The following is a 15984-nucleotide window of genomic DNA, read 5'->3' as shown; positions in this document are numbered from 1 at the left end:
CAATATACGAACCATATGGTTCAATTTATTTCTTTGGCAAATAGTGAGAAGGAGGGTTTCCAAACTTGTTTTTAAATACCCTACTAAAGTACCTACTATCATCATAACCCACAGAAAAAGCAATCTCCTTAACACTCTTATCTCCCTTTTTAAGCAACTCCATGGCCTTGGATAATTTATAGAAATTGATGTATTCTATAATAGATTTCCCTGTTAAAGATTGAATTTTTCTATATAGCTGAGAACGACTAATCGCTAACTCATTGCACAAAAACTCCACCCCAAATTCAGTGTTTTCTAAATGGGTGTCCATGCAGTTGTTAATTTTTATTAAGAAATTATCTTGTGGTGTTTCTTTTTGTGCCTCTATAGTTTCCTCTTTTCTCTTTTTGATGAAATCTCTTCTAGCCTTAAGAATATTCTTAATTTTTAACTGAATTTCCGAAATATTAAAAGGTTTCTGAATGTAGTCATGCCCTCCAGATAATAGCCCTTCTAACTTATTCTCTGTTCCTGTTTTGGCTGTTAGGAATAAGATTGGAATGTGCGATGTTAGATCGTTTGCTTTTAACTGTTTTGCCAATTGAATTCCATCAATGTTAGGCATCATAATGTCGCTTATAATAACATCTGGAATAGATGCTACCGCTTTAGAAACTCCTTCTTTACCATCTGCGGCAACTAATACTTTATAATCCTCTTGTAGCTCTACACTTATATACTCTCTAATATCTTGATGATCTTCTACAATCAATACAATTTCTTTGTCTGTATCGGTTTCTGTAAGTTCAGCACCCACCTCTTTAACTTCTCCAGAAAGTTGATTCAATCCTACTGGAATAGTAACCGTAAAATGAGCTCCTTCATTTTCTTTACTATCCAGAACGATTTGTCCACCATGTAATTTTACCAACTCGGCACACAAAGACAATCCAATTCCGGAACTTTGCGACTTTTGTGCATCTTGATCTAATTGAAAATAACGCTCGAATATTTTTTCTTGATACTCTTTTGGAATTCCTTTTCCATTGTCTACTACTTCAATAACCATGCTTCCATCGACCGCTTTTCCATCGCTATTAATTTCTATGTCTTTAAAACCTAATTTAAAATCTACTTCTCCATGATCGGGAGTATATTTAATGGCATTAGAAATTAAATTGGAAACTATTTTCTGAACTACTTCAATGTCAAAATGAATTTGTGGTAGTTTCCCTTCTGTAAAATCTTTTCTAAGATCTATATGCTTTTCTTTAGCCCAATACGCATAAGCATCGTACACATTATTAAACAACGATAGATCTTTTACCTCTGATACTTTTAACTGTTGTTTGTTTTCTAATTTTCTAAAATCTAATATCTGATTGATGAGCTCTAACAAACGATTGCTATTTCTATACATCATCTGCAATACCTTTTTATCAGGACTAATCCCTTTTTCTGAAAAACGATTTAAGGGAGCAGTAATTAAAGTTAAAGGTGTTCTTAGCTCATGAGAAATATTGGTAAAGAATCGTAATTTCATTTGAGAAATTTCCTCAAACTGCTTTAAACGTTCCTTTTCTAATTGGAATTTAGATTTTGCCTTTTCTTTGTTTATAAACCAAACAAAAATTAAATACATTAAAACAACTCCTATAACAAAACCTAAAATACGCACCCATATTAAATCCCAAAAAGGAGGGGCAACTATTATAGCCAATCTTTTGTTCTGTTGATTCCAAATATTATCCTCATTAGTGGCTTTTACCAAAAAAGTATACTTACCAGAAGGAATGTTTGTATATGTTGCTTTGGAGTTTTTTGAATCTACATAGGTCCAATCCGCATCGTATCCTTCAAGCTTATATGCATACTTACATCGTTGATTGTTACTAAAATGAATGGCTTGGAATGCTATCTCGAATTTATTGTCTGTATAATCAAGATCTAAAGTCTCTGCAACTTCAATATTTTTAGTAATGTATTTGCTATTAGGATTTGGCTTTACCAAATTATTATTTACCCATAGTTTAGATAAATACACTTGTGGTTCTTTGGTACTCGATTTTACTTTTTTCGGATTGAATCGCATTAACCCTTTATCCGTTCCAAACACCAAATCTCCATTTTCTAGTAACAAACTACATCCTGTAATATGATTAGAAACTAAGCCATCCTCCTCATTTAAAACTCGAATATTATTGGTCTTATCATTAAATTTAATTAATCCATTGGTCGTTCCAATCCAAAAATTATTTTCTTGATCTTGTTGAATGGCATTGATAATCTGATCTTTTAAAGCACCAATATTATACTGCTTAACCGAGTAATCTTTTAAACTTAACCTAGACAAGCCCGCTTGGGTACCTATCCATAAATTCTCTTCTTTATCCTCGTAAATAACACTTATAAAATTGTTGTTTATTGTGTTTAGTTCTCCTATAGTATGTCTAAAATGTTGAAATTGGTTTTTCTCTGGCACATATCTTTTTAAACCATCTCCTGTGGTACCAAACCAAATGGAACCCTTGCTATCTTCAAACAAGCAAATACATCTGTGGAAATAACCTATTCCGTTTTCATCATCCCAATTGCACTCAAACTTTTCTTTTAATCCAAAAGGGCTTGCATTGTAGTAGTTTGCCCCTAAAATTTCACCTACCCATATCTCATTTTTAGAGGTATGTATAAAACTTCTGGCTTCGTTCGTATTTTCTCTTTTTGCCTTTTCTATCAGCTTCCCATTATCTTTATAAGTATAAAAACACTCTGAGTCTACTACACTTACTTGATCTTTTATAAAGCCATTGGTTATCTGTAAATCTTTTTTTCCTGCCTTAAACCTCTTTATTTCTTCATTCGTTTTTTTATCAAAAATAAAAATAGAATCTCTTACGTTTAACCAGAAAAAATCTTGAGTTCTAACTAGATTATTGACTCTTTTCTTTGTTAAAAATGAATCAAAAACTCTTTCTTTTTCTTCAAACCTAAAAAAAGTACCATCTAGAGAAAGCACCCAAATATTCCCTGTTTTCTTATGAACAAAAATGTTACGAAAAGCATAGTCCTTTTGAAACCACTTATTTAAAAATATTTCTGTTTTACCGTATGGAAAATTGTTATAAAGTGTAATTCTCCCCCAATTAAAAACCCATGCTTTTCCTGAATTGTCATGAATCATATTAAGGTTTACAAAACTATTATTATTGCTATCTGTAATTCTCCAACGATAGTTTTTTGAAAGTTTTTTAGTTTTAGTAATCCTAAAATATGGGGTTTGGGTACGTTTTTTATCTTTAAAAACTCTTGAAACCTTATTTGTTTTATAATCCAATATATTTAGTCCACTCCAAGTCCCTACTAATAACTCTCCTGGCCTTTTTTCTTCCAAGGACAAAACATTGTTATGGCTTAAACTGTTTGGATTACCTGAATTATGCTTAAAAACTTTAAACGTTTTACGATCACGATCCATTATATTTAGTCCTCCACCATCTGTTCCTATAAAAAAGGTACCATCAGAGGTTTCAAACAATACCTTCACCTCGTTAAAGCTTAAACTATTGGGATTATCAAACTCATGGATAAATCGTTCAAAACAGTCACAATCTCTTAAATATTTTAGTAAACCTCCACCATAGGTACCCACCCATAAATCTCCATTAGAATCTTCATAAAGGCTAGAGATATTGTTATCCGTAATACTCGTTTTGTCTACCTCATTTTTTAAATAGTTCTTAAAACTACCTCCATCGTACCTCCACAAACCGTTTGCCGTGGCTATCCATACAAAGCCATATTGATCTTGTAAAATATCTTGTGCAGTGGTCTTAATAGGGATATTATAACGAGTAATCTTATAATTCTTAGTAAATACCTGTGAGAAACCACTTATAGAAAAGCATAAGACAGCAACAAAAAGCAGCAGGTATTTTTTCATGAGTTGTTTTAAATGAATAGTTGAAGTATGTAAATATAATTCAAAAAGTGTTTTAAATAATCCTACTACTTAAGAACCTTTTCATAAGCCTTACGTGGAGTATTTCTAAAATATACTTCACCGCAATAAGAATAGCCACTTTTTTCGAAAATTGACAACATTGCATAATTGTCAAAATTAGTATCTGCCTTTATACTGTATATCTGCCTTTGTAAAGCAAACTCCTCAATGAGGTTCATCATTTTTTTAGCCAATCCTTTGCCTAAGTAACTTTCAGAAATAGCAACCCTGTGAAATACTATAAAATCACTATCGCTAAGCCACTTCCCTTCAATATCTCCATATGCTGGTTCATCATTAATTAGAATTGATACATAACCAACAATATTTCCCTTGTCAATTAACAAATGTCCTGTTTCTTTTTCTACATCCTTCTTAATTACCTCCGGATTTGGATATCCGTCTTGCCACTGCGTACTTCCCTCTCTTTTTCTTTTGGCAATTGCTTGTTGTAAGATTTCCCAAATGGTATCAACATCACTAGAAACTGCTTTTTGTAGATAGGTACTCATTATTTTACGATTTAGGAACTTTGTAAAAATAAAAAACTCCTTAGAAAATTAATTCTAAAGAGTTTTTAAATATTCTTTTTTGTGAAGAAAACTAAGCTTCTTTCTTTTCTTTTTTTGAATTGAATGCTTTAAAAATATAAGATACAATTACTCCGATAGCTACTGCATAAATTAAGTTCCAAAAAACAGTTAACAACAACACCAATAACATAACAACAACATCTGTTAAAGGTTGTTTCCCCATTGTTTTTAACCCTTTCATGTCCATTACTCCAATTCCTACTGTTACCAAGATACCTGCCAATACAGCTAACGGTATTTGAGCAGCTAAAGGCCCTAATAACATTAAGACTATTAGTAACAACAAACCGGCAATCATTCCAGATAATTTTGTTTTTCCTCCAGCATCAATATTCACAACCGTACGTATGGTAGCTCCTGCTCCAGGAATTCCTCCAAAAAATGCGGCAATAGCATTCCCTATTCCCTGACCAATTAACTCCTTATTACTATTGTGCTTTGTATTTGTCATATTATCTGCCACAACAGACGTTAATAAAGAATCAATCATTCCTAACAATGCCAACGAAATAGCAGTCATAATATAAGGAGCAAAACTCCCTAAAGAGAACGTAGAAAACATTTCTAAATTAGGCTTTGGAAAACCTGTTGGAATATCACCTATTATTCTATACGAACCTTCACTTAAAAGAAAGATTGCACCCACACTAATTCCCAACAAAGCAACCAATGTACTTGGAATTGCTTTTGTTATTTTTTTAAAACCGTATATAATTACAATCGTTAAGATAGCCATACTAAATTCTACCCAACTAATATTTGCAATCGCATCTGGAATTCCTTGTATTGAAGGAAGAACTCCTCCTTTTTTATGACCAAATACGTTTGGAATTTGAGTTATTAAGATAATGAAACCAATCCCACTCATAAACCCAGAAACAACCGTTGCTGGTATGTACTTAATTAAAGTTCCTAAACGAATAATTCCAAAAAGAATTTGAAACAATCCTGCTGCAAAAAACACAAATAAAATAAAAGGCAATGCCTTTACAACATCTCCATCATTTGCTTTTACAATAGTAGCTACTGCAACCAAACTAACTGCAGTCATTGGAGCTGTTGGCCCACTAATTTGTGTTGCCGTTCCTCCAAATAAGGCTGCAAAAAATCCAATAAAAATAGCTCCGTATAATCCTGCAGAAGCACCTAAACCTGATTGTACCCCAAAAGCTAATGCCAAAGGAAGTGCTACAATTCCAGCTGTGATCCCTCCTAGTAAGTCTCCTCTAAAATTTTTGAACATAACTATCAATTAATTTAAGGCAAGTACGAAATTTTTAGCTTATTTATATATGATAAAAATCTTATTAGCCCCTATTATGCTGCAAAAGTACATTATTAGGTCACTTTCAATCTATTAAAACTTCATATAAACACATAAGCAATATTTATACTTTATCTATTTATTACTTCTTTTTTGATAAAATAATCTTTTCTGATTGCTTAGAAATGGAAGTACTATAAATTTCTTTTAACTGGTTGTAATACTTAGAATCTATAACCCCTGTACTAAATTGCATTGTGTAATTAGCCACCAAGATTTCGCCTTGTTGTATAATTTTAAAAGACGTATTCCCAATGTCATCGTTCATTTTAAATGTACTTGCCCTGGGTAAAAAATCAACTTGATAATTTTCTGGAATCTTAATAAAAACCTTATAATTATCCTTCCATGGAAAACCAAAATCTACAGGATAATCTCTTTTATCTAATTTAAAAGGGTTTGTTTTTACACTTAAAAATAGTAGCGGAGATATATAAAGTTTACCGTCTATTTCTTCAACTCCATCGGGGTACTCTAACTCAATTAAACGAACGTAAGGTATGTTGTCTTTTTCCTTTTCAGACGTTTGAATATTAAGAATAGATATGTTGTATTCGTTCTCTAAATTCTCTTTTATTTTTTCTTCATTTAATTTTTGTATTCGTTTTTTATACGCAAGTGTATTATTTGCTGTATAAGTAGTTTTTAATACTCCCTTTACTTTTAAATCTTCGGAAATTTGAATTTTCAACAATTGATCTTCTAAGGAAAAAAACTGAGGATTTAAATAAATTTTCTCTGTCGTTTGATCATCTCTTACCATTCTCCCAAACCAATTTAAATCTCTAAATGGTAATACATTTAAAGTTCCATATGATTCGGTTGCATCTAACAATATAGGCTTTTCATTTACTCCCTCTACCCCTACAATTAAATGGTTGTATGCTTTTATAGATGGAAATAAAGCAATTCCATGCTGTCTAGTACTTATCAATACTGGGTTTGCAAACAAACCAGCCTGCCTTAACATAGCAATTAATATCATATTAATCTCTGCAGAATTCCCCTCCCCTGTTTCATAAGCCTTTTTTACACCAACATCTACAGACTTTCTAAGTTCTCCATTCCATTTAACTTTAGATTTTACATGGTCTAGAATCATCTTAATTTTCTCTTTATTATTCTTTCCACTCATTGGCAATCCTAACAAATCATCCTCAAAATATTTCTTTCTCTTTAGGCTTCGTCCTAAAAATGAAGTCTTAAGAATTTTCTTAGCAATTCCTTCCCAAGTTTCTACATTACCCTCTTTGTAAGAAGACGATGGATCTTTGTAATATGAAAAATCAAAATCTATACTAGACACAAAGTTTCTCCTGTTAGACATATATGCCTCTTCTTTAAAAGCAGGAATCTCTTTAGCTTCTACAGTATATATGTACTCATTACCTTCTATTCTTTTCATTTTCCTAACATACTTTTTAACACTTATAGGTATGCTACCTGCTTTGTATATTTTAAAAGAAAAATGCTCTGGAGTTACCAGTACAGACGAATATTCTTTTACTGGTATATCCTGTTGTAATACAAATCGATCTATATAAGAAGCAAAAGGGGAACTAACAATATACTTCCATTCCACAATAACTCCTTTTTTAAGAGCAGGCATGGTGAATTTTTTTACAAACCAATTTTCTCCATTATCTTCTTTAAAAACCTCAGCTTTATTTAATTTGGCTTTTACAATCTTATCCCCTTCTAAAGAATAAGTACAGGCTTCTATTTTGTATGCTTTTTCTTTTGAACCTCCATTAGATTTATACAAAAAAATGGTTTTTGTAGCCTCATCAAATCCTTTTTTATCATAGATTTTTATTTTTTCGTAGACCTCTGTTCTATGAGCCCATCTGTTGTTGTGATCTACATAATATGTTAATGTTTTCTCTCTATACAAATAAGCTGCATGAGCTGTTGAATCTAAAGGGTAAAACTCCTCTTTTAATTCCTCTAACGTAACATTTCCAAACGCTGTTCTTTTGTCTTGAGAAAAAGCGACAAATACATAAAACAACATAAAATAAACACAAGTATTTTTCTTCATTTAAATAGCATTTTTTTAAGAAGCATAAATACAAAAAAACTTCATTCCTAATAAGAATTTAAGTTTATAGTTATATGATTAATTCATCCTGTCCTGAATAAATGTATCACAGATATTGTTGACTTTTAACCATGTTTTTCTATAGTTTTTGTATCGCTTGATATGAAAAACTGTCTTTAAATACTATCAAAATAAATTTTAAAAATAAACGGCTAGGTTATTTAAAATAACCTAGCCGTTTGAATGAAACTTAAAACTAATAAAACTAACTAAAAAATTATAAGTTAGGGTTGATATCTGTTTCCACAGTAGGTATTGGCCAAACTTTCTGACCTGTATAATTAGTACCTGCACTTTGTAAAACATCAAAATCATCCCATCGTTTGATATCAAACCATCTATGACCTTCGAACATTAATTCATTTCTACGGTCTATTTTAATTTGCTCAAATACACCATCAACATCGTTAGGAACTCCTGTCATAGTTAATCCAGCTCTTGCTCTAACTAGTTCTAAAGCTGCTCTTGCATTCACAACATCATCTAACTGAATATAAGCCTCTGCTTTATTTAATAACACTTCTGCATAACGTATAATAGGTATATTAACATCTGTAAACTGCCATGGTGCTGGTGGTCCACCCCATTCAGTTGGATTATGTGGTAAATATTTACGAATTTGTAAATTTCCTTTATCCTCTGTCTCATTATCGTAGTTAGAATTCCATCCTCCTAAAATACTTGCATCTGGAAACAAACTTGTAACACCAGCATCTGGGTACTCAATCATATCTTCAAATGCAATTAAAATACTTGCTTCACGTCTTATGTCTCCTGGCTCAAAAGAATCTACAACCGAGTAAGTATCACTTTTTCTGGGAGTAAAATAACGAGCCCAAGATACTCTTGGAAACATGTTCTGCATTTGACTCGTTTCTGCTTCATCTTCACTCCAATAGTTAAAACCACTTACAAATTGTGCTTCCATAATAGACTCCGAAGAGTTTTCCATACGACCATCGAACATTTTTAAATAATCGGCAGAAGAAACTAAAGAATATTTCCCTAAATCGTCTACTGCATCTGCAGCATCTACCGCATCTTGATAATCTCCAGTCCACAAATATACTCTACTTAAAAAAGCCAATGCAGCTCCTTTTGTTGCTCTTCCCACCTCAGCAGAATTCGCAGGTGTTTTTGGTAATAACTCACTTGCTCTTTTAAAATCTGAAACTATTTGAGCAAACACTTCCTCTTTAGAAGATTTAGTTACAGTATTAGCTTCTGTAGAAGTTAAAACTGAGGTTACTACAGGAATTTCATCAAAACCAATAGCTAAATGATAATGATAAAATGCCCTCATAAAATAAGCTTCACCTAAATACTGATTGTATAAATCGTCTGAAATATCTTCTACCTGATCTATCTTACTAATTAAATAGTTTGCCCTAGCAATCCCCTGGTAACTAGCATTCCAAATATTAACAAAGAACTTATTAGATCCATCCCAAGTGTAATTAGACATACTGTTAATTGCATTCCCTAATCCACCTGTTCCATATCCTCCATTGTCTATATTATCAGAAGTGACATCTCCAAAAATTAAGAATCCCATTCTATACAACCCATGATTTGAAATAGGGTGATACATTGACACAGATGCTTGGTGTGCTTGGTTAGCCGTTTGTAAAAAATTAGACTCACTAATTCCGTTTTGGTTTTCAATTTCTACAAAGTCATCACCACAACTAGATAAAAACCCCAAGAAAAGAATACCTATATATATTATTTTTTTCATTGTATTGTTGTTTTAAATTAGAAAGAAAGGTTTACCCCCATTGTAAATGTTCTCGCAATAGGATATACAAACTGATCTACTCCCTGAGATCTGTTATTCCCATTATATGTATTTCCTACTTCGGGATCTACACCAGAATAATCTGTAAAAGTAAATGGGTTTGAAACATTTGTGTATACATACGCATTCGTCAACCCTATGGTTTTTAACATCTCTTTTGGAACTGTATAACCTAAACGGATATTATTAATTCTAAAGAAAGAACCATCCTCTACATAAAAACTAGAAACTTTTCTGTTATTTCCATCCTGCTCATTAATTCTAGGATAAGGCGTATTTGGGTTCTCTGTAGTCCATGGTGTATACTGAATTTTGTTTCCCCAATTAGTAGCATCAATTAAATTATGCTTTGTAAGATTTAAAACATCATTTCCTTGTGTACCATTTCCTTGTAAAGAAAAATCAAAGTTTTTATATTTCAAATCAAGATTAATTCCATAATAGAAATCTGGTACAGACTTCCCAATAATCGTTCTGTCATTATCATTAATTACACCGTCTCCGTTAATGTCTTTAAAACGAATATCTCCTGGAGCAACATTAGCCTGACCTGTAGCGTGATTATCTACTTCTTCTTGGCTTTGAAACAATCCATCTGCTTGATACCCTAAGAAAGAGAAAATACTATTCCCCTCCTGAGATCTTACGACAAAATCACTGTTATAAGAAAAACCATCTACTCTACCTAATGGACCTGCGTAGGTAATTTCATTATTAACTGTAGATATATTAGCTCCTACACTTAAATCTAAGTCTCCAAAAGATTTATTATAATTAACACTAATTTCAATTCCCTTGTCTACAAGTTCTCCAATATTTTCAAACTGACTAGCTCCCCTTGTTTTCCCTGTAAGTCCAGAAATTCCTGAAACAGGTACTTGCAAGAACATATCTGTTCTTTTCTTATTATAATATTCCACAGACACTTCTAGACTATTATCAAACAAAGATGCTTCTAAACCTGCCCCATATTGAGTTACTGTTTCCCACTGAGCATCTGGATTTACAATTGACAAAGGTCCAGCTCCAACTTGACGAACTTCATCTGTGTTTGTTAAAGGATATTCCCAATTTTGAAGCGTATATTGACTATCTATAATTCCACTAGGTATTTCATCAAAACCTACTTGTCCCCAACCTCCTCTTAACTTAAGAGAATTAACGACTGAATTTTGAGGGAAGAATTCTTCTTGAGAAATTCTCCATGCAGCAGATACAGATGGGAAGAACCCCCATTTTTTATTATTACCAAATTTACTAGACCCATCATAACGACCCGTTAAAGTAAAAATGTAACGATTGTTAAAACTATAATTAACCCTACCAAAATAAGAAGCCAATGAATTCTCTATAAACCTATTTGTATATTCATAAGTAGTTGCCGCTCCATTTATTTGAGTTTGTGGCTCTGTATTGTTTGCGTAAGTAGCTAAAACACCCAATACCTCTCCTTCTGTTTTCTGAGAACTTTGACCTAAATCCACATCTAATTTATGTTCGTCTTTCTTTAACTTATAACTTAAAACATTCTCAATTAAAAATGTTCCATTGTAATTTTGCGTTTTTTGCACCGATGGATCTGCATTTACTGCTTGTCCAAGACTGTAATAAGGATTAAACACATCGCTCTTAGAATGGAAATATGTATATGCAAGACTTGTTTTAAAACTTAAATTAGACGTAATATCTAAATCAAAATAAACTCTTGATCTTATACTTGTATCTACTGGCGGAGGACTTTGATTCTCCAAAGTAAACAATGGATTTACCCATGTTTGATAAGCAGCATCATTAGGAGTTCCTGTGTAATTTCCATTTTCATCTCTTGGAGATAATGTTGGATAAAATACATGCGCGTAGTATGTAGGACCGCTCGTGATAACTGTCCTACTACCTCCCCCAAAAGAAGTTTGTTCAGATCTTCTAAAATCGGTATTGGTTCCTATTTTTAGTCTATCTAAAATTTGGTATTCTGCATTTACTCTAAAAGTATATCTTTCAAAACCAGTCCCCTTAACAACACCTTCTTGATTAAAATAACCTAAAGAGGTAAATACACTTCCTTTTTCGGATCCACTTGAATAAGAAATTTGATGATTTTGCATTGGAGCTACAGTTGTTGTTGCATCAATCCAATCCGTACCTGCTCCCAAAGAAGCGGGATCGCTAAATATTGCACTTCCACCATTTAAAATTGATCTTTGATTTCTCCAATTAGCCCACTCTGATGCAGACATTAAATCTAGTTTGTTCGCTATTCTTTGAATCCCATAAGAGCTATTAATATTTAACGTACTTACCCCCTTTTTACCTTTCTTAGTAGTAATCAAAATAACACCATTCGCTGCTCTAGCTCCATAAATTGCTCCTGAAGCCGCATCTTTCAAAATCGAAATATTTTCAATATCGTTTGGGTTAATAAAACTTAAAGGACTTGAATTAGTACTTTCTCCTGCATTAAAGGGAATTCCATCAATTACATACAAAGGTTCACTGTTATTTAAACTTCCAGCACCTCTAATTCTAACAGATGCTCCCCCTCCTGGAGTTGAGTTATTCGTAGAAACATTAACACCAGGAACCATCCCTTGAATAGCTCTATCTACAGATGCTACTGGTTTTTCGTTCATTTTCTTAGAATCTACTGTAGAGATTGCTCCTGTTACTTGAGATTTAACCTGAGAACCGTATCCAACAATCACTATTTCATCTAAACTTGCCGTATCTTCTTCTAATTGAATTGTAATCGAGGTCTGATCTGCTAAAACAGGAATTTCTTGGGTTTTATATCCTACATAAGAAATAACCAAAATCATATTTTTATTATTTCTTTTCATGGTAAAATTCCCATCAAAGTCTGTTACCGTTCCATATGTAGTTCCTTTTTCAATTACACTTGCTCCAGGTAAAGGTTCACCAGCACTATCTGTAACAACCCCTTTAATTAATTTTATTTGTGCTCTGTTTACTTTAAGAGCCGTTGTTCCTTTCTTACTATTCTTTAATAAAACAATCTGTTTATTTATTGTTTTGTATTTAATATTTGTATTCGTAAATATTTCATCTAACACTCTGGTAACCAGAGCATTTTCTACTTCTACAGTTACTAGTTTTGTATAATCGTAATCGTTATGATTGTACAAAACCTTGAACTCTGTTTGTTCTTCAATTTCAGTTAATACTTCTTCTATCGTAACATCATTAAGTTCCAATGTTACTTTTGCATTTTGCGAATAAGTGTTTGCATAAAGTTGAAATAAAGAAAAGAGGAACAAATACATTGTTAATTTCATCTTTAAATCTAGTTTAAGTCGAATTTTCATACTTTTGTAATAGTTTTAGTGGTTTAAAATTTGATTTTTGAATCACCTTTTCTATAAAATCGGGAGATGTTGCCGCATTTCTCGATTTCTTTTTTTTAGAAAAGGGGCTGTGTTGTGTTCTATCTTATATTTTTTTAAGGATTTAGGTTAGTTAATATTTATTTTATTTTCTTTTACCTCATAGGTAAATGGATAATTTAGCTTGAATGAATCTAACACATCCTGAATACTTTCTATATTGAATGTGGCTGTGAATCTTTGCTTTCCTAAGGTTGGATTGGTATTCTTAATTTTTACATTATAATGCCTCTCTAAGATTTTTATGATTTGGTTGAATTGTAAACCTTTAAATATTAGATTTCCGTCTAACCAAGCTGTATGAACAGCAGTATCTACTTTTTTAACTTTTATTTGGCGATTTTTCTTACCAAAACTTCCCTTTTCTCCTGGATGTAACAAGATTTCATTACCACTACTATAAGCAATAGATTCATCATAAAGAGACACTGCTCCTTCTACTAAAACTGTTTTTACAAATGCATCATTTGCATAAGAAGAAACATTAAATTCCGTTCCTAACACCTTTACATTTACTCCAGTAGCTGTTACTATAAAAGGTCTTTCTTTGTCTGGATACACATCAAAATACGCTTCTCCTTCTAGAAATACTTTTCGTTCTGAATTTGCAGAAAAACGGGTAGGATATTTTAATTTGGTACCTGAATTTAGTGTTACAACAGTACTGTCTGACATTACAACTTTAAAAGTCTTACCAAAAGGAACAAAGAGTTCATTGTAACTAATCTCTTCCATATCAAAACTTGCTTCAGTTCGATAATCAAGACTTTTCCCATTTTTATTAGAAACTACTTCGCCGTTTTTATCTATTATCTCGTAAGATCCATTTTCGTGAATTACTTGACTTTTCCCATCATCCAATTTGATGACGATATCACTACTGGCAAAATCGAATTCGGGACCTTTACTATTATTAATCTGATTAAATAAATAAGTTCCTCCAATTGCTAAAACAAGAATACTCGCAACTCTAAGAGCCCAAGATAAATAACGCACTTCTGTTTTAGGTTTAATTTTTCTTTCTATAGACTTCCAATCTTTTTGGTTCTTAAACTCCTCAATTAGAACATCTCTTTCTTCTTTATTAAGATTGATATCTCTAGCAATATCATCAGCTTCCTTTTGAGTAAAAAGATTTGTAAGTTCCTCCGATTTTATTTTTCCATTCTTAGTCCACGAAGTAGCCAAGACCCTAGCTAGCTTAAATATTTTTTTGAGTCGTTCCATAAATAAAAACAATACGAAAATTACGGTTGTTATTATTAATACGACACATTTATAAAAAAGGGTGAATAAATATTGTGTTTTTTTACAAAAAAAATAATATATCAGTCAATTACCGATATTATTAGCAAATAATATACTCCACGTAAAAGAACCTTAAGTCTTTGATAGGCTATCTTTTTTTGAGTCTTTACTGTGTTGATTGAGATTTCGAGTTCTTCTGCAATTTGATGATTTTTATACCCTCTTAAAGCGAGTTCTATAATTACCCTACATTTATTAGGAAGCTGAGACAAGGCTATATCTATCTCTCTATAGACCTCTTCTGTTAATACTTCTTTTTCTAAAAATAAATTAGAAGACATCAATTCAACATCTACAAAAGAATCTTTTAACCTACTCTCTTTGCTTTTTAAAAAATCTAAGCATTTGTTTCTTACAGAAATATATAAATAAGCTTTAACCAAATCATCATTCTGTTTCAAGTCATTTTGATTCCAAATATTGATAAAAACTTCTTGAACAATGTCTTTGGACTTATCGCTATCATTTAAAAACTTATTCGCAAAAACACACAAAGAAGGAAACAACAGATTGTACAACCTATTATATTCTTTAACCGTTAGTTTTTGTGAATTTTTAACCTTCAAAGTATTGATTTACTCTTAAATGAGGGTATAAGTATACAAAAAAATTACAATAATCAAGAGAGACTATAGTTCTTATCACAATAACAGAAAAAGAAAACCCCTTTCCATATACATGGAAAAGGGCTGATATAATATGATCTAATTATTATATTTTCTTAGATATTAGCTTTTAAGAACTCACGGTTCATACGAGCAATATTGTCTAAAGAAATTCCTTTAGGACATTCTACCTCACAAGCTCCAGTATTGGTACAGTTACCAAAACCTTCTAAATCCATTTGAGCTACCATGTTTTTAACACGATCTGCAGCCTCAACCTGACCTTGTGGTAACAATGCGTATTGAGAAACTTTAGCTCCTACAAATAACATTGCAGATGAGTTTTTACAAGTTGCCACACAAGCTCCACAACCAATACAAGTTGCAGCATCCATTGCTTCATCAGCAGCATGCTTAGAAATTGGTAAAGAGTTTGCATCTTGTGTATTACCAGAAGTGTTTACAGAAATAAATCCTCCTGTGTGCTGAATTCTATCAAAAGCAGAACGATCTACTACTAAATCTTTAATTACAGGGAAAGCTTTAGCACGGAAAGGCTCTATATAGATAGTATCTCCATCTTTAAACTTACGCATGTGTAACTGACAAGTAGTAATTCCTCTATCAGGACCATGAGCTTCTCCATTAATATATAAAGAACACATTCCACAAATTCCTTCACGACAATCGTGATCGAATGCGATAGGTTCTCCACCCTCACCAATAATTTGTTCGTTTAATACGTCTAACATCTCTAAGAAAGACATATCTGGAGACACATTGCTAATGCTGTAGTCTACCATTTTACCTTCATCGTTGGCTCCGTTTTGTCGCCAGATTTTAAGTTTTAAATTCATATCCATGGCTCTTTC

General features: G+C 32.2%; 8 protein-coding genes and 1 pseudogene. All 9 read right to left on the bottom strand.

Annotated elements, in window-relative coordinates; translation table 11 throughout:
• Nucleotides 1-25 precede the first annotated feature (25 nt).
• A complete protein-coding gene (locus ACXHHC_RS11570; protein ID WP_458226538.1) occupies nt 26-3922 on the bottom strand; it encodes a two-component regulator propeller domain-containing protein in 3897 nt (1298 codons plus the stop codon).
• 65 nt (nt 3923-3987) lie between these two features.
• The gene (locus ACXHHC_RS11565; protein WP_458226537.1) at nt 3988-4494 is read right to left on the bottom strand and encodes a GNAT family N-acetyltransferase; all 507 of its coding nucleotides are present in this window, start codon (nt 4492-4494) and stop codon (nt 3988-3990) included.
• 139 nt (nt 4495-4633) lie between these two features.
• A pseudogene (locus ACXHHC_RS11560) lies at nt 4634-5818 on the bottom strand (SulP family inorganic anion transporter); the annotation flags it as partial.
• A 163-nt stretch (nt 5819-5981) separates the two neighbouring features.
• Entirely contained in the window at nt 5982-7940 is a 1959-nt protein-coding gene (locus ACXHHC_RS11555) for a DUF3857 domain-containing protein (RefSeq protein ID WP_458226536.1), read from the bottom strand.
• A 277-nt stretch (nt 7941-8217) separates the two neighbouring features.
• The gene (locus tag ACXHHC_RS11550) at nt 8218-9738 is read right to left on the bottom strand and encodes a RagB/SusD family nutrient uptake outer membrane protein (protein ID WP_458226535.1); all 1521 of its coding nucleotides are present in this window, start codon (nt 9736-9738) and stop codon (nt 8218-8220) included.
• Nucleotides 9739-9755: 17 nt separating this feature from the next.
• Nucleotides 9756-13091: a SusC/RagA family TonB-linked outer membrane protein gene (locus tag ACXHHC_RS11545; RefSeq protein ID WP_458226534.1), complete on the bottom strand. Its 3336-nt coding sequence runs from the start codon at nt 13089-13091 to the stop codon at nt 9756-9758.
• A gap of 177 nt (nt 13092-13268) precedes the next feature.
• Nucleotides 13269-14426 (bottom strand): FecR family protein, encoded by a 1158-nt coding sequence (locus ACXHHC_RS11540; RefSeq protein WP_458226533.1) that lies wholly within the window; start codon nt 14424-14426, stop codon nt 13269-13271.
• A 101-nt stretch (nt 14427-14527) separates the two neighbouring features.
• The gene (locus tag ACXHHC_RS11535) at nt 14528-15073 is read right to left on the bottom strand and encodes a sigma-70 family RNA polymerase sigma factor (protein WP_458226532.1); all 546 of its coding nucleotides are present in this window, start codon (nt 15071-15073) and stop codon (nt 14528-14530) included.
• A 155-nt stretch (nt 15074-15228) separates the two neighbouring features.
• Nucleotides 15229-15969 (bottom strand): succinate dehydrogenase/fumarate reductase iron-sulfur subunit, encoded by a 741-nt coding sequence (locus ACXHHC_RS11530; protein ID WP_458226531.1) that lies wholly within the window; start codon nt 15967-15969, stop codon nt 15229-15231.
• Between the last annotated feature and the right edge of the window lie 15 nt (nt 15970-15984).

This window comes from Wenyingzhuangia sp. IMCC45574, assembly GCF_054182685.1.
This window is presented reverse-complemented; position numbering and strand designations above follow the sequence as displayed.